At 72.8% G+C, this 14,951-nt stretch carries 14 protein-coding genes; 9 read left to right on the forward strand and 5 right to left on the reverse strand.

Translation table 11 applies throughout. From position 1 onward, the window contains the following. The first annotated feature begins 34 nt into the window (after positions 1-34). Positions 35-1,210 carry an acyl-CoA dehydrogenase family protein gene (locus BN344_RS16170; RefSeq protein WP_040339573.1) on the forward strand — a complete coding sequence of 392 codons (1,176 nt, stop codon included), beginning with the start codon at positions 35-37 and terminating at the stop codon, positions 1,208-1,210. Between the two features lie 7 nt (positions 1,211-1,217). Continuing rightward, positions 1,218-2,366, forward strand: coding sequence for an acyl-CoA dehydrogenase family protein (locus tag BN344_RS16175; protein WP_040339574.1), 1,149 nt, complete (start codon positions 1,218-1,220; stop codon positions 2,364-2,366). 85 nt (positions 2,367-2,451) lie between these two features. On the opposite strand, the gene BN344_RS16180 is transcribed toward BN344_RS16175, so the two are convergent. Beyond that, on the reverse strand, positions 2,452-3,294 hold the full coding sequence (locus tag BN344_RS16180; protein ID WP_040339575.1) for an HDOD domain-containing protein: 843 nt from the start codon (positions 3,292-3,294) through the stop codon (positions 2,452-2,454). Beyond that, on the reverse strand, positions 3,291-5,360 hold the full coding sequence (locus tag BN344_RS16185) for a putative bifunctional diguanylate cyclase/phosphodiesterase (protein WP_040339576.1): 2,070 nt from the start codon (positions 5,358-5,360) through the stop codon (positions 3,291-3,293). The genes BN344_RS16180 and BN344_RS16185 overlap by 4 nt, the downstream gene beginning before the upstream one ends. Before the next feature lie 226 nt (positions 5,361-5,586). Between BN344_RS16185 and BN344_RS16190 the strand changes: the two genes are divergently transcribed. The 6 genes from BN344_RS16190 to BN344_RS16215 all read left to right on the forward strand — a co-directional run bounded on the left by BN344_RS16190 (position 5,587) and on the right by BN344_RS16215 (position 11,951). Beyond that, positions 5,587-6,450: a leucine-rich repeat domain-containing protein gene (locus tag BN344_RS16190; RefSeq protein WP_051516030.1), complete on the forward strand. Its 864-nt coding sequence runs from the start codon at positions 5,587-5,589 to the stop codon at positions 6,448-6,450. 141 nt (positions 6,451-6,591) lie between these two features. After that, positions 6,592-8,193 (forward strand): Re/Si-specific NAD(P)(+) transhydrogenase subunit alpha, encoded by a 1,602-nt coding sequence (locus tag BN344_RS16195; protein WP_269319921.1) that lies wholly within the window; start codon positions 6,592-6,594, stop codon positions 8,191-8,193. Next, a complete protein-coding gene (gene pntB, locus BN344_RS16200) occupies positions 8,190-9,602 on the forward strand; it encodes a Re/Si-specific NAD(P)(+) transhydrogenase subunit beta (protein ID WP_040339577.1) in 1,413 nt (470 codons plus the stop codon). The genes BN344_RS16195 and pntB overlap by 4 nt, the downstream gene beginning before the upstream one ends. An 80-nt stretch (positions 9,603-9,682) precedes the next feature. Continuing rightward, entirely contained in the window at positions 9,683-10,534 is an 852-nt protein-coding gene (locus BN344_RS19215) for an MEDS domain-containing protein (protein ID WP_051516031.1), read from the forward strand. A 195-nt stretch (positions 10,535-10,729) separates the two neighbouring features. Beyond that, entirely contained in the window at positions 10,730-11,458 is a 729-nt protein-coding gene (locus tag BN344_RS16210) for a GAF and ANTAR domain-containing protein (RefSeq protein WP_040340029.1), read from the forward strand. Positions 11,459-11,513: 55 nt separating this feature from the next. Beyond that, positions 11,514-11,951 (forward strand): hypothetical protein, encoded by a 438-nt coding sequence (locus tag BN344_RS16215; protein ID WP_040339578.1) that lies wholly within the window; start codon positions 11,514-11,516, stop codon positions 11,949-11,951. Here the strand turns inward: BN344_RS16215 and BN344_RS16220 are convergent. Beyond that, positions 11,945-12,343: a hypothetical protein gene (locus BN344_RS16220; protein ID WP_051516032.1), complete on the reverse strand. Its 399-nt coding sequence runs from the start codon at positions 12,341-12,343 to the stop codon at positions 11,945-11,947. The genes BN344_RS16215 and BN344_RS16220 overlap by 7 nt on opposite strands. 183 nt (positions 12,344-12,526) lie before the next feature. On the opposite strand from BN344_RS16220, the gene BN344_RS16225 reads away from it, so the two are divergent. Beyond that, complete coding sequence (locus BN344_RS16225) at positions 12,527-13,732, forward strand: glycoside hydrolase family 3 N-terminal domain-containing protein (RefSeq protein ID WP_040339579.1); 1,206 nt, start codon at positions 12,527-12,529, stop codon at positions 13,730-13,732. A gap of 197 nt (positions 13,733-13,929) precedes the next feature. Here BN344_RS16225 and BN344_RS16230 read toward each other — a convergent pair whose 3' ends face one another. Continuing rightward, complete coding sequence (locus BN344_RS16230; protein WP_197022356.1) at positions 13,930-14,406, reverse strand: class I SAM-dependent methyltransferase; 477 nt, start codon at positions 14,404-14,406, stop codon at positions 13,930-13,932. A gap of 138 nt (positions 14,407-14,544) precedes the next feature. Then, positions 14,545-14,951, reverse strand: a 407-nt coding sequence (locus BN344_RS19720) for an aggregation-promoting factor C-terminal-like domain-containing protein (RefSeq protein ID WP_155858961.1), incomplete at its 5' end; no start/stop codon positions are given.

The raw sequence follows: 14,951 nt of genomic DNA on the forward strand, positions 1-14,951 counted from the left end.
ACCGCAGCGCGACTGCGGTCAGGAATGAGGACCGATGCAGCTGCAGCTGTCCCCGGAGATGCAGGCATTCCGGGAGGAGATGCGGACCTTCTTCACCACCCAGGTGCCGCAGGAGATCCGTGACAAGGTGGCCGCGCGCCGCCACGCCGGCAAGGACGACTTCGTCACCACCCAGCAGATCCTGAACGCTGCCGGGCTGGCCGTGCCGCACTGGCCGGTCGAGTACGGCGGCCGCGACTGGACGCCGCTGCAGCGCCACATCTGGCGCGAGGAGATGCAGCTGGCCCACGTGCCCGAGCCGCTGGCGTTCAACACCAGCATGATCGGCCCGGTGCTGGCCCAGTTCGGCAGCCAGGAGCAGAAGGACCGCTTCCTGGCGAAGACGGCCAACCTCGACATCTGGTGGTGCCAGGGCTTCTCCGAGCCCGACGCCGGCTCCGACCTGGCCTCGCTGCGCACCACCGCCGTCCAGGACGGCGACGAGTGGGTCGTCAACGGCCAGAAGACCTGGACGACCATGGGGCAGTACGCCGACTGGATCTTCTGCCTGTGCCGCACGGACCCGACGGCGGAGAAGAAGCAGCGCGGCATCTCGATGCTGGTCTTCCCGATGGACACCCCGGGCGTGACCCTGCGCCCGATCGAGCTGCTCGACGGCGGCTTCGAGGTCAACGAGGTCTTCTTCGAGGACGTCCGCGTCCCGTCGGAGAACCTCATCGGCGAGGTCAACAAGGGCTGGGACCAGGCCAAGTTCCTGCTCGGCAACGAGCGCGTCGGCATCGCCCGCGTCGGCGGTACCAAGGGCATGCTCGCGCTGGCCAAGGAGCTCGCTCGCGAGACCACCTACAACGGCCGGCCGCTGCTGGAGGACCCGCGCTACTCCTCCCGCATCGCCGAGATCGAGAACGAGCTCGTCGCCCTGGAGCTGACCGCGCTGCGCGTGGTCGCGAACTCGGCCGACGGCAAGCCGCACCCCGCGTCCTCGGTGCTCAAGCTCAAGGGCTCGGTCCTGCAGCAGGAGGTGACCGAGCTGATCGTCGACATCGCCGGCCCGCTGTCGGTGGCCTCGTTCGGCGAGGAGGGTTCCGACGTGCCCGACTGGGCCCGGGTCGCAGCCCCCGAGTACCTCAACTACCGGAAGGTCTCCATCTACGGAGGCTCCAACGAGGTGCAGCGCGTCATCATCAGCGGCACGATCCTGGGGTTGTGAGATAGCCATGGACTTCACCTACGACAGCGAGCAGAACGACCTGCGCGAGGCCGTCGCGGCGCTGCTGGCGCGCGCCTACGGCGACAGCGAGGTGCGCCGCAAGGTCACCAAGAACGACCCGGGCTTCGACGAGAAGGTCTGGACGCAGCTTGCCGAGATGGGCCTGCTGGGTCTGCCCTTCGCCGAGGAGCACGGCGGCATGGACGCGGGTCCGGTCGAGGTGGCGATCGTCGCCGAGGAGATCGGGCGGGTCCTGGCACCCGAGCCGTTCATCGAGGCGGTCGTCCTGGCCGGCGGGCTGATCGACGCCGTCGGCACCGACGAGCAGAAGGGCGAGCTCCTCGGGGCCATCGCCGGCGGCACCTCGGTGCCGACCTTCGCGCACGCCGAGATCGGCGCGCGCTGGGTGCCCACCGCCTCGGCGGTCACCGCCACCGAGAACGGCGGCAGCTGGACGCTGAGCGGCGTCAAGGAGCCGGTGCCGCACGGCGCCCGCGCCGACGTCCTCGTCGTCTCGGCCGCGCTCCCCGGCGGCGGCACCGGGCTGTTCGTCGTGACCGGCGACGCGTCCGGCCTCAGCCGCACCGGCTACCGCAACCACGACGGCACCCGCTCGGCGAACGTCCGCTTCGACGGCACCCCGGCCACCCAGCTGGGCACCGGCGGCGACCGGACCGAGGCCATCGAGCGTGCGCTGGCCGTGACCCGGATCGCCTACAGCCACGAGGCCGTCGGCGCCATGGACACGGCACTCCGCACCACCGTCGAGTACCTGAAGACGCGCAAGCAGTTCGGCGTCACGCTCAACAAGTTCCAGGCGCTCAACTTCCGCGCCGCGGACATGTACGTGTCCCTGGAGCTGGCCCGCAGCATCGCGCTGTGGGCGTCGGTGGTGCAGCTCTCCGACGGCGACGTCGTCACCGCCGCCGACCGGGCCCGGCTGCTCACCAGCCGCACCGGCCGGCACATCGGCAAGGACGCCATCCAGCTGCACGGTGGCATCGGCGTGACCGCCGAGTACAAGGTCGGTCACTACACCAGCCGGCTCACCGCCATCGACCACCTGCTGGGCGACGGCGACTTCGCCGCCGACCGGCTGGCGGCGAAGGTCGGCAGCTACCCGACGGTGGACCCGCTGGGCGCCCCGTACGCCTGAACGAGGTACGACGGAGCCCCGCTCCCCTTCCGGGGGGGGCGGGGCTCTGCCGCGTCCGGTCCGGACGTCCGGTGCAGGAAGTCCCCTACTCGGTGCCGAGCATGGCCCGGCGCAGTTCGGCTGCGTCGGCGCGGACGACGTCGAGCACCGGCACCACGTCGTCCTCGCGGAGCTGCCCGCAGCTGACGCGGACGATGGGCTCCGTCTCGTACTCCTCGGTGGTGAGCCGCCCCGCGATCTCGAAGCAGGACCTCAGCAGCGCCCCCTCCATCGCGCGGAGGTCGTCGACGTACTTCAGCGGCAGGGTCATGGGCTGCGGGAACGCCCACTGCTCCAGCGCGACCGCGGTCAGCCGCAGGCTGTCGATCCCGTAGCGCCGGGTCTCGGCCGCCCTGCGCCCGCGGAAGGTCGGCTCGGCCGTCACGAGCTCGGTGTAGCCCTCGTGGTCGTTGTGGAACAGCAGCGCGGCACCCAGTTGGGCCAGCAGCCCCAGGCACAGCGCGTCCTGCGGCCGCTCGCCGAAGCGCGGTGCCAGCGCCGAGGCCGACAGCGCCAGGTGGGTGGTGAAGTCCCAGAAGTCCTCGGGCAGCCGCGACTCGTCGTCGAGGTCGGTGAGGGCGACCGTGGCCATCGTGCGCACCGTGGTGAAGCCGACGACGGTCACCGCGAACTGGAGCGAGGTCACCCGCCCGCGCATGCCGAAGTAGGCCGAGTTGGCCAGCTTCATCACCCGGCCGGCGAGGGCGACGTCGGAGGCGAGGATGCGCGAGAGCTCCTTGGCACTGGTGTCCTCGGAGTTCGCGACGGAGACCAGCTGCGCGGCGACCGGCTTCTGCACGGCCATGTGGTCGATGCTGGCGAGGATCGTCTCCACGTCGAAGTGCGGCACCGTGGCGAGCTCGGTGCCAGGGAACGGTGTGACGGTCACGGTGCGGTCTCCCCGTGGGCGGCGAACCAGGCGGCCGTGTGCCCCCCGGTCATGGGTTCGGCGAGGCTGAAGCCCTGCAGGTAGGTGGCACCGAGCCGGCCGAGCTCCTCGGCCTGCTCCACGGTCTCGACCCCCTCGGCGACGGTGCTGAGGTTGAGGTTGCGGGCCAGGGCGATGACCGCGGAGGCGATCTCGCTGTGCCCGGCGCTGAGCTCGGCCACGAACGACCGGTCGACCTTGAGGCAGTCGACCGGCAGGTGCCGGAGGTAGGCCAGCGACGAGTAGCCGGTGCCGAAGTCGTCGATGGCCAGGTCGACCCCCACGTCGCGCAGCTGCTGCAGCACCTCGCGGGCCATGGCGGGGTCCTTCATCAGCGCGGACTCCGTGATCTCGATGGAGATCCGGGCCGGCTCGAGTCCGTGGCGCTGCAGCGCGGCGGCCACCTGCTCGGGGAGGTTGCCGTCGAGCTGGAGAGCAGAGACGTTGACGTTCGCCCGCGGCGGCGCGGCGTAGCCCATCAGCCGGTCCCAGTCGGCCAGCTGACGGCACGTCTCGTCCAGCACGAACAGGCCGAGGCCGGCGATCAGGCCGCTCTCCTCGGCCAGCGGCACGAAGACCGTGGGGCTGATCGGGCCACGCTCGGGGTGCTCCCACCGGGCCAGCGACTCGACGGCGACCGGGGTCCCGTCCGCGGTGCTGAAGATGGGCTGGTAGAGCAGGCTGATCTCGCGGTTGTCGATGGCGTCGCGCAGCTCGGCGACCAGCCGGAGCTTGTCGCGGGCCTGGGCGCGCGCCTCCTGGTCGAGGACGGTGATCCGGCCCTTGCCGCTGGCCTTGGCCTGGTACATGGCGATGTCGCAGTCGCGGATCAGCTCCTCCGCGGCCTCGTGCTCGGCGGTCTGCACCGTGACGCCGACGCTGGCGTGGGGACGCACGTCCACCCCACCCAGGCGCATCGGGCGGGCCAGCGCCGCCGTGATGCGCTCGGCGAGGGCGACTGCGGCCTCCTCGTCGACCTGCTCGCAGACGACGACGAACTCGTCGCCGCCGAAGCGGGCCACCAGGTCACCGGGGCGGACCGTCGCCCGCAGGCGGGCCGCGACCTCGACGAGCAGCTCGTCGCCGGCGGTGTGCCCGAGGGAGTCGTTGACGACCTTGAAGTTGTCCAGGTCGAGAAAGAGGCAGGCCAGCCCCCCGGTGCCGGGACGGAACCGCTCGGCCACGTACTGGGCCAGCAGCGTCCGGTTCGGCAGCTCGGTGAGCGGGTCGTGGTTGGCCTGGTGGGCCAGCTGCGCCTCGAACGCGAGCCGGTCGGTGATGTCCTCGATGGTGGCGACGAAGCCGGCGCCCACGCCGGGGGTGAACAGGTGGGCGAAGCGGATCACCGTCGTCCGGACCGAGGCGTCGTCGCGGACCAGGCGCGCCTGGACCTCCACCTCGCCGCCGTCCAGCGCCTCCGACACCTGCTCGATCACCGCGTCGAGGTCGTCGCCGTGCACCGTGTCGATCCAGCCGGTACCGAGCAGTTGCTCGGCCCGCCGGCCGACGAGGGTGCAGAAGGCGTCGTTGACGTGCGCCAGGCGCATGCCCTGCTCCGAGAGCAGGGTGGGGACCGGGGAGCGCTCGGTCAGCGCCGAGAAGCGGCGCTCGTGCGCGTCCGCGGTCGCGCGCAGGGCACGCTCCTGCTCGCTGTCGGCAGCGCGCAGCGACAAAGTCCAGCGCCGGCCGCCGGGCGACGGCGTGGTGAGGACGGAGGTCTCGAGCATCGCGCCGCTGGCCGTGCGGACCGCCAGCGTCCGGCGGGCGGCGCGCTCGCGGCGGAGCAGGAGCTTCAGCTCTCCCCCGCCCAGGCTCGGGAACAGCTGCTCCACCGGCATCGCGCGCAGGTCCTCGAGGCCGTAGCCCAGCAGCTGGACCGCGCCCTCGTTGCCCCAGGAGAAGCGCTGGGTGCGGCCCTGCGTCTCGGCGACGAGCAACGCCATCGAATCGCTGACCGAGGCGGTGTAGAAGATCGAGGAGACGATCTCCGGTGGGACGTGGTCGTCCGACAGCTTCGCGGCGGTCACACCGACCTCCCTCCTCCAGCACGGCACAGCGCCGGTCGGCGCGTCACCGACTGTTTCGGCGTCCCGGAGCCCGCTCTTTGAGCCGAACCGGCTGCCGTCCCCCCTTGGAGTGAGCGGCCCGCGCCAGCTCGCGGGACGTCCGGCCGGGGCCCGCTGACTAGCCTGCGGGCGAGGAGGTGCCGACATCGCCCCGTCCCGATCCCCGTCCCGGCCCGCGGCCCCCGTCGTGGCCCTGGCCCTGCTCGCCCTGGCCGTCGGCGTCCCGGCCTGCGCCGGCGCGGACGCCGAGCCGGTGCACTCCTTCCCCGACGACACGCTCGCCGCCTGCGTGGCGGCCACCGCCGGCCTGCCCCGGACGACCGAGCGCTTCGCCGACCGCGACCTCGCCGCGATCGAGCAGCTGCACTGCGACGGCGCCGACTCCGCCGAGCCGATCCGCTCGCTGGACGGCGTGCAGCGGCTGACCGGCATGTTCGAGCTGGGGCTCCCCCGCAACGAGATCACCGACCTCTCGCCGCTGGCGGAGCTGCCCCGGCTCGGGACCCTGACCCTGACCGACAACGCGGTCAGCGACCTCGCCCCGCTCGAGGGGCTCGAGCTGTTCGACCTCGGGCTGTCCCAGAACCCGATCGCCGACCTCTCGCCGCTCGAGGGCACCACGACGCTCCGGGCTCTCGGAGTGGCCGCCGCGCAGGTCACGGACATCTCCGCGCTGGCCGGGCTCGACGGGCTGAGCCGGCTGGATCTGAGCAGCAACGCGATCACCGACGTCACGCCCCTGTCCGGGCTGCGCAGCCTCGACACGCTCGACCTGGGCCGGAACCGGATCGTCGACCCGTCGCCACTGGGCACGATCCCGACCCTGCTGATCCTCGACCTGTTCGGCAACCAGGTGGCCGGGATCGGCGGGCTGGCCGACGCGCCCCTGCTGCAGCAGCTCCAGCTCGGCGCGAACCCCGTTACCGATCTCACGCCGCTGCTGCGGGTGAGCACGCTGGTGAACCTCGGCCTGGACGAGTCCGACACCACCGCGATGACCGGGATCGAGGAGCTGCAGGCCGCGGGAGTCTCGGTGAACGGGCTGGCCTGACGTTCACCCTCCCGGACGTGGGAGTCATCACATCGGCGGGCCCCGGGAAGGCACTCCGTCGTTGCCCAGGCATGATCCTCCCGGATCACCGAGCACGCGTTCGACCCCACACCTGGTGACCGGCGCCCGCCGCCGGTCCCGATGATCGGAGCCACGTTGCACATCGGAGTGCCGCGCGAGACACGTCCCCGCGAGACGCGGGTGGCCGCGACCCCGAAGACGGTGGAGCAGCTGGTCGCCCTCGGCTACGACGTCGTCGTCGAGACCGGGGCCGGCGAGGCCAGCAGCTTCCCGGACGACGCCTACGCCACCGCGGGCGCCCGGATCGGCAGCGCCGACGAGGCGTGGCAGTCCGACGTGGTGATCCGCGTCAACGCCCCCGCCACCGACGAGATCGGCCGGCTCCGGGACGGCGCCACGCTGATCAGCCTGCTCAGCCCGGCGCTCAACCCCGAGCTCGTGGACGCCCTCGCGGCCCGCCCGATCACGGTGCTCGCGATGGACGCCGTCCCGCGCATCTCCCGCGCGCAGTCGCTCGACGTGCTCAGCTCCATGGCGAACATCGCCGGGTACCGGGCCGTCGTCGAGGCCGCGCACGTCTTCGGTCGCTTCTTCACCGGTCAGGTCACCGCCGCCGGCAAGGTGCCCCCGGCCAAGGTGCTGGTCGCCGGCGCCGGGGTCGCCGGCCTCGCGGCCATCGGGGCGGCCAGCAGCCTCGGCGCGATCGTGCGCGCGACCGACGTCCGCCCCGAGGTCGCCGAGCAGGTGCGCTCCCTCGGCGGCGAGTACGTCGCCGTGAAGGCCGGTGATGAGGAGGGGGGCCAGTCAGCGAAGAGCACGGACGGCTACGCCCGCGAGATGGGCGAGGACTTCAACCGCCGCGCGGCCGAGATGTACGCGGAGCAGGCGAAGGACGTCGACATCATCATCACCACCGCGCTGATCCCCGGCCGCCCCGCGCCGCGGCTGATCACCGAGGAGATGGTGGCCTCGATGCGCTCGGGCAGCGTGATCGTGGACATGGCCGCCGCCCAGGGCGGCAACGTGGCGGGCTCGGTGCCCGACGAGATCGTGGTGACCGGCAACGGCGTCTCGATCATCGGCTACACCGACCTGCCCGCCCGGCTGCCGGCCCAGGCCTCGCAGCTCTACGGCACCAACCTGGTCAACCTGCTCAAGCTGCTCACGCCGGAGAAGGACGGCCGGCTGGTCCTGGACTTCGAGGACGTCGTCCAGCGGTCGATGACGGTCGTGCGCGAGGGCGAGAAGACCTGGCCACCACCACCGGTGCAGGTCTCCGCCGCGGCACCGGCGCCGTCCGGTCCGCCCGCGGGGGCGACGGCCGCCGCCCCCGCGGTACCGGAGAAGACCCCCGCTCCCGGCCGACGGTTCGCCCTCGTGGGCGCGGCCGCGGCCGCGCTGTTCATGCTCACCGCCTTCTCCCCCAGCGAGCTGGTGCAGCACTTCACCGTGTTCGCGCTCGCCGTGGTCGTCGGCTTCTACGTCATCAGCGGGGTGCACCACGCGCTGCACACGCCGCTGATGAGCGTCACCAACGCGATCTCCGGGATCATCGTCGTCGGCGCCCTGCTGCAGATCGGGCACGACGACGCCCTGGTGACCGCGCTGGCGTTCGTGGCGGTCCTCGTCGCGAGCATCAACGTCTTCGGCGGCTTCGCCGTCACCCGCCGCATGCTGAGCATGTTCTCGCGCGGCCCGAGCGTGAAGGGCGCCGCCCGATGACCGCCACCGGTGCCGCCTCCGCGGCCTACATCGTCGCCGCGCTGCTGTTCATCCTCAGCCTCGCGGGACTCTCCAAGCACGAGACCGCCAAGGCGGGCAACAGCTACGGGATCGCCGGCATGGCCATCGCGCTGGCCGCCACGATCGCCCTCGCCGTCGACCACGGCATCTCCTCCACCGGCGCGATCCTGCTGGTCGTCGCGGTGGTCATCGGTGCCGTGATCGGCCTGTGGCGGGCGGCCAGGGTCGAGATGACCGGCATGCCCGAGCTCATCGCGCTGCTGCACAGCTTCGTCGGCCTGGCCGCCGTGCTCGTCGGCTGGAACGGCTACCTGACGGTCGAGGCCGACCTGGAGAACCAGACCGAGGTCGCCGCAGACCTGCTGGGCATCCACTCCGGCGAGGTGGCGATCGGCGTCTTCATCGGCGCGGTCACCTTCACCGGCTCGATCGTCGCGTTCCTCAAGCTGTCGGCCCGGATCAAGAGCAACCCTCTGGTGCTGCCGGGCAAGAACTGGCTCAACCTCGGGGCGCTCGCGGCGTTCGCCGCCCTGACGGTGGTCTTCGTGGTCGAGCCCAACCTGCCCGTCCTCGCGGTGCTCACCGTGCTCGCCCTGGCCCTGGGCTGGCACCTGGTCGCGTCGATCGGCGGCGGCGACATGCCGGTCGTCGTCTCTATGCTCAACAGCTACTCGGGCTGGGCCGCGGCCGCCGCCGGGTTCCTGCTCGGCAACGACCTGCTGATCATCACCGGTGCGCTGGTCGGCGCCTCGGGTGCGTACCTCTCCTACATCATGTGCAAGGCCATGAACCGGTCCTTCATCTCGGTCATCGCCGGCGGCTTCGGCAACGAGGGCAGCGCCGCGGCCTCCGATGTCGACTACGGCGAGCACACCGAGATCAGCGCCGAGGAGACCGCGGAGCTGCTGCGCGACGCGAAGTCCGTCGTCATCACGCCCGGGTACGGCATGGCGGTGGCGCAGGCCCAGGGCACGGTGGCCGAGCTCACCCGCAAGCTCACCGAGCGCGGAGTCGAGGTGCGCTTCGGCATCCACCCGGTCGCCGGGCGGCTGCCCGGCCACATGAACGTGCTCCTGGCCGAGGCCAAGGTGCCCTACGACGTGGTCCTGGAGATGGACGAGATCAACGACGACCTGGCGGACACCTCCGTCGTCCTCGTGATCGGCGCCAACGACACCGTCAACCCGGCCGCCTCGGAGGACCCCGCCAGCCCGATCGCCGGGATGCCGGTGCTGCGGGTGTGGGAGGCCGAGCGCGTCGTGGTCTTCAAGCGGTCGATGAACACCGGTTACGCGGGCGTGCAGAACCCGCTGTTCTTCCGCGAGAACAGCCGCATGCTGTTCGGGGACGCGCGGGAGAGGGTCGAGGACATCCTCCGGGCACTCTGAGGTCGCGCGGAGTTCTTCCCGTGCCCCTGTTCCGGACGGCCGGTTCGGCTTACGCTCCGGAGGTGCGATCGCATGGTTCGGTGACGGAGCCCCCCGGGGCGGGCTCCGCCGACCACCTGTGCTGGGTGCACGACGACGACGAGGCGTTCGACGCCGCCGTCCGGGAGTTCCTGGCCGGTGGGCTGGCCCACGGGGAACGCCTGCTGTGCGTGGGCGCGCGCGCCATCGCCACCCTCGACGGCGCGGACGCCCATCTCGGGGACGTGGCCGGGCTGCGGGCCGGCGGGGTCCTGGAGACCATGACCGTCGCCGAGGCCTACGCGGCTGCCGGGCCGCTCGCCGCGGACCGCCAGCGCGCGTTCTACGACGCGGCCACGAACCGGGCGCTGGCCGACGGCTACCGGGGTCTGCGCGTCGTCGCGGACCTCTCCGAGCTGGCCGCCGCGCCGGAGCACCGGGACGAGCTGGTGCGCTGGGAGCAGGTCGCCGACGAGCTCATGGCGTCGGGTTCGGGCATGTCGGCGATGTGTGCCTACCGGGGTGACCTGCCCGCGGCGGTCCTCGGGAACGTCCTCGCCGTCCACCCGCTGGTGCACGGCCCCTCCCACCTGACCCCGTTCCAGCTGTTCTTCGACGACGACCGCCTCGCCCTGGCCGGGAGCGTCGACACCTTCAGCGCCGACAGGCTCGCCGCACTCCTGGCGAGCACCCCGCGCGGCTCCGTGGCCGTGCTCGACCTGACCGATCTGGAGTTCGTCGACGTGGCGGGCTGCCGGGCACTGGCCGGCTGGGCGGCGGCGCACCCGGCCGGCGGGGCGCCGCTGGAGTTCCGGGGTGCCTCGGCCCTGCTCCGGCGGGCGTGGCGACTCCTCGGGCTCGACGAGGTCGCACCGGTCACGTTCGCCGAGCCGCTCGTCGTCGCCGAGGCCTGACCCGGTCCTCGACGACCCGCTGGGTGGCCGACGCCACGACCGGCGCACGAGCCCTCCCCGGCCGGTCCTACTATGCTGATCCACAGCGTCAGACAGCCGGCGCACGGAGGAATCCCCTCCATCGGAGGCCTCGATTTCCCGGTGCCTACCACCGCCGGCAGGTGTTCAGCGGTGCGAGCCGACACGGAGCAGCACGTGACTTCCTCCGACGCCGACGCGCAGCGCGCCGTCGCCGTCCAGTCGGCCTTCGACGAGCTGGGTCGGCTGTCCTTCGCCGAGCACTCGCTCGAGTCGGTCGTCCACACGGTCACCCGACTGGCCGCCCGGGTCCTCCCCGGTGAGCCGATCACCTCGGTGACGATCGTCCTCGGCGACCGGCCCAGCACCGTTGCCTCCAGCGGCGACCTGGCGTTCGACCTGGACCAGGTGCAGTACCGGCTGGGCTCCGGACCGTGCCTGAGCGCGGCCACCACCGGGCGGCCCTCGGAGATCCGCGACACCCGCAGCGACCGCCAGTGGCCGGAGTTCTCCGCCGAGGCCGCCCGTGCCGGCTGCGACACCGTGCTGTCCTTCCCCCTGCCGGTCCAGGAGCGCGTCGCCGGCGCGATGAACGTGTATGCCCCGGAACTCACCGCCGCCGACGACGGGATCCGCGACCTGCTGACGCGGTTCGCCTCCTACGCCGTCGTGCCCGTCTCCAACATGTACCTGTACGAAGCGGCGGTGGAACGCGCCGAGCACCTGTCCGCCGCCCTCGACTCGCGGGCTGTCATCGACCAGGCCAAGGGCGTCCTCATGGAGCGCTTCAAGCTGACGCCCGACCAGGCCTTCCAGGCGCTGACCCGCGTGTCGATGGAGACCAACACGAAGGTGCGCGACGTCGCCGCGCGGTTCGTGGCCACCGGGGAGATGCGTCCCGAGTGACCCCGGCCGGGCGCCCCGGTTGCGCGACCGATCCCGCTCGCGGACGGTGACGGGCGTGGATCCCTTCCGCGGTCTCGGCCTGCCGCGCATCCCTGGCTTCGGCGAGCTGCTGGCCCTGCTCCAGACCCAGACCGAGGCGCTCGCCCAGCTGCCCCGCACCCTGAGCGAGCTCAACGGCACCGTCCGGGAACTGACCGAGGCCACGACGATGGCCCACGCGACCATCGCCTCGGCGCAGCGGATCGCCGGCCGTCTGGAGGTCCTCCTCGACGAGCTGGAGGAGCCGGTCCGGGCACTCAAGCCGGGTATCGAGCGGGTCGGCCGGGTGCTCGACGACCCGGCCGTCGACACCGTGCCGGACACGCTGCGGCGGATCCAGGAGGACCTCGTCCCGCTGGTCCACGGACTCCGGGTCGCGCAGAACCGGGTCGGCTCCGTCACCGGGATCCTGCGCCGCCGTCCGCGGGACGACGACGAGGACGACGGCTACTGAGCCGGCTGCTCGCCGGCCGGACCGTCGCGCCGGACGAAGTCCCCGACGGCCTCCTCCAGTCGCGCCCACGTGGAGCTCCACTCGACCAGCGGGTCGATGATCCGCTCGAAGACGGCCAGCTGCTGGTCGAAGGCGTCCAGCTGCGCGCGCATGGCCGCGATCGAGGCCCGCTGTGCGGCGACCATCTCGGCGACGGCACGCAGCTGGGCCGCGGACATGGCGCCGGGCGGACTCGGCAGGGCGGGCAGGGACAGCTTGGACGGCACGGAGCCGGCCAGGGACCGGGCGCGGTCGGTGAACCCGCGGAGCTGCTGCACGAACTCGTCGATCGACCGGCCCACGATGCCGCCGCCCTGCGCGGCCGGGTCCGGTGGAGGCTGCTCGTCGCTCATGCTCCGGACGCTATGCCGGGGCCGGTCGCGGGGCGAGGCGGCGCGGCCGGTCGTAGGGGGGACCGGCCGCGACACCACGCCGGAGGCCGACGCCACGGCGACCGGGACGGCAGACTGGCTCCCGGCCCCGCCTGCGGGCCGCACGTCCAGCGATCTCCTGCGGGAGGTGTCCCGAGGAGAGCCATGCGTCTGACCGCCGTCCGCGCGACCGCCGCCCTGGCGATGCTCGCCTGCGGTCTGGCGGCGTGCGGCAGCGAGTCGGGATCGCGCCCGGGCGCCGCCCCGGACTCGACCGCCACCTCATCCGCTCCGGCGCCGACCGGCGGCCCCGAGGCCCCCACACCTCCGTCGGACGCCGACGCCCGCGTCACGGCGGCCCTGGCGGAACTCGACCGACGCGCTCAGATCGCGCAGTTGTTCGTGGTGGGGGTGCCCGCGGACGAGCTCGATGCCGGAGCCGGCCTGGTCGCCGACGGCGTCGGCGGAGTGTTCCTGGCCGGGCGGCCCACCGACTCGGCGGCCGAACTGGCCCGGCTCACGGCGGGCTGGCAGGACCAGCAGGACGGCCCCGGCCTGTGGATCGCCGCGGACCAGGAGGGCGGCAGCGTGCAGACCCTCAAGGGCGAGGGTTTCGAGCGCTTTCCCCCCGCCACGGAGCAGGGCGACCTGCCGCCCGGGCAGCTGGCCGGCCTCGCCGGCAGGCTGGGGAGCCAACTGCGGGACGCCGGCGTCAACCTGAACCTGGCCCCGGTGGTGGACGTCGTCCCGGCCGGGACCGAGAGCACCAACGGCCCGATCGGTCACTACGACCGGCAGTACGGCAGCACCGGCGCGGAGGTCGTGCCGGCCGCCGCCGCGGTCGTCGATGCGCTGGCCGCAGCGCAGGTGACGTCCACGCTCAAGCACTTCCCGGGTCTCGGGAGGGTGCGCGGCAATACCGACGACACCGCGGACGTCGTCGATCCGGTGACCGTGGTCGGGGACGACCAGGTCACCGCCTTCGCGGAGACCTTGTCCCAGGTCTCGGCGCACCCGATGGTCATGATGTCGTCGGCCACGTACCCGCTGATCGACCCGGCCGAGCAGGCGGCCTTCTCGTCGGTGGTCATCCGCGACGTGCTGCGCGACCGGCTGGGCTTCGCCGGGCCGGTCATCTCCGACGACCTCGGCAACGCCGCCGCGGTGCAGCGGGTGCCGGGGGGCGAGCGGGCGGTGCGGTTCCTGGAGGCCGGCGGCACCCTGGTCCTCACCGTCGCCCCGCCGACCTTCCCGGGCATGCTCGAGGCCGTGGTCGCGCGCGACGCCTCCGACCCGGCGTTCGCCGCCGTGGTGGACGCCGCCGTCCGGACCGCTCTGACGGCCAAGGCGCAGGCGGGCCTGCTCGGCTGAACCCCGCCGTCGGCCCGCGACGTCCGAGGGGTGCGGTCACGGCCGCCCCTACCGGCCGAGGGGAGCCGGTGCGGTCGATGGTCGTCAGCGGGTCGCGAGCACCAGGTAGCGCTCGTCCGTGACGGCGCCGCCCCACAGCGCGGCGTCGTCCAGGACCCGCACGTTCGTGCGTGCGCCGTGCTGCTCCACGAGTGCGGTCACCTCCCCCGCGGCCAGCCCTCCGCCGGTGTGCCAGCGCCCTTCGACGAGGACGAGTCGCCCGCGTGGCTCACCAGGTCGAACCAGCGGGCGAGGGCGGCCCGGGGGTCCGGGAGGGCCCACAGCAGGTGCCGGGTCAGCACGACGTCGAAAGTGCCCTCCACCGGCGGGTGCGCTGCGTCCCCGATGCGCAGGTCGATCTCGACCGAGTGGCGCCGAGCCTTGGCGGTCGCCCGCTCGACCATGCGCGGCGACAGGTCGACGCCGGTGACGCGGTGTCCCAGCTCGGCCAGGAGCACCGATACCGAGCCGGTACCGCAACCGAGGTCGAGGATCCGCGCGGGTGGAGGAGGCAGGACCCCGACGAGCACCTGCTGCCAGGCCGCCCGGACCGGCGGGTCGAGGAGTCCGTGGTCCGGCTCGTCGTCGAACGTGGCGGCCTCGGCATCCCAGGTGGCGCGCAGGTCACCGGACATGCCTGGACCGTACGTCCTGGCTCGGCACCCTCGTCCTGGCATCGACCGTCCGGGGCACGAGTGAGGCCCCGCCCGGATCGGGCGGGGCCTCACTCGTGTCGCGGTCCGGTCAGCCGGGCTGTCGCCCGGACGATCGGCTCAGTACCAGCCCTTGGCCTGCGAGTGCGCCCAGGCGCCGCAGGGCGAGCCGAAGCGCTTCTCGATGTAGGTCAGGCCGGCGTCGATCTGCCGGTAGCCGTCCGACGTCTTGGCGATCCCGGTGCCGGCCCAGGTGCTGTCGAGGAACTGCGCGATGCCGTACGCGGTGCTGCTGGGGTTCTGCGCGTTGGGGTTCCAGCCACTCTCCTTGCCCCAGAGCTTCTCGAGGCAGGAGAACTGGGAGCTGTCGCCGCCCAGCTTCTGCAGCGCGTAGCTCTGGTAGGAGCCCTTCGGCGCGGTGGGGGCCGCCGTGCCGCGGCCGGGACGGGCGGCGGCCGCCTCCGCCTGACGCGCGGCCTCTGCCTGACGCGCGGCCTCGGCGCGGGCGGCCTCCTCGGCGGCACGCC

The sequence above is a fragment of the Candidatus Blastococcus massiliensis AP3 genome, assembly GCF_000582785.1.
GTDB lineage: Bacteria > Actinomycetota > Actinomycetes > Mycobacteriales > Geodermatophilaceae > Blastococcus > Blastococcus massiliensis.

Excerpts from the sequence above, each read along its gene's own strand:
- BN344_RS16175 (WP_040339574.1), top strand. The coding sequence starts at position 1,218 with ATGGACTTCACCTACGACAGCGAGCAGAACGACCTGCGCGAGGCCGTC.
- pntB (WP_040339577.1), top strand. The coding sequence starts at position 8,190 with ATGACCGCCACCGGTGCCGCCTCCGCGGCCTACATCGTCGCCGCGCTG.
- BN344_RS16225 (WP_040339579.1), top strand. The coding sequence starts at position 12,527 with ATGCGTCTGACCGCCGTCCGCGCGACCGCCGCCCTGGCGATGCTCGCC.
- BN344_RS16170 (WP_040339573.1), top strand. The coding sequence starts at position 35 with ATGCAGCTGCAGCTGTCCCCGGAGATGCAGGCATTCCGGGAGGAGATG.
- BN344_RS16230 (WP_197022356.1), bottom strand. The coding sequence starts at position 14,406 with ATGTCCGGTGACCTGCGCGCCACCTGGGATGCCGAGGCCGCCACGTTC.
- BN344_RS16195 (WP_269319921.1), top strand. The coding sequence starts at position 6,592 with ATGATCGGAGCCACGTTGCACATCGGAGTGCCGCGCGAGACACGTCCC.
- BN344_RS16220 (WP_051516032.1), bottom strand. The coding sequence starts at position 12,343 with ATGAGCGACGAGCAGCCTCCACCGGACCCGGCCGCGCAGGGCGGCGGC.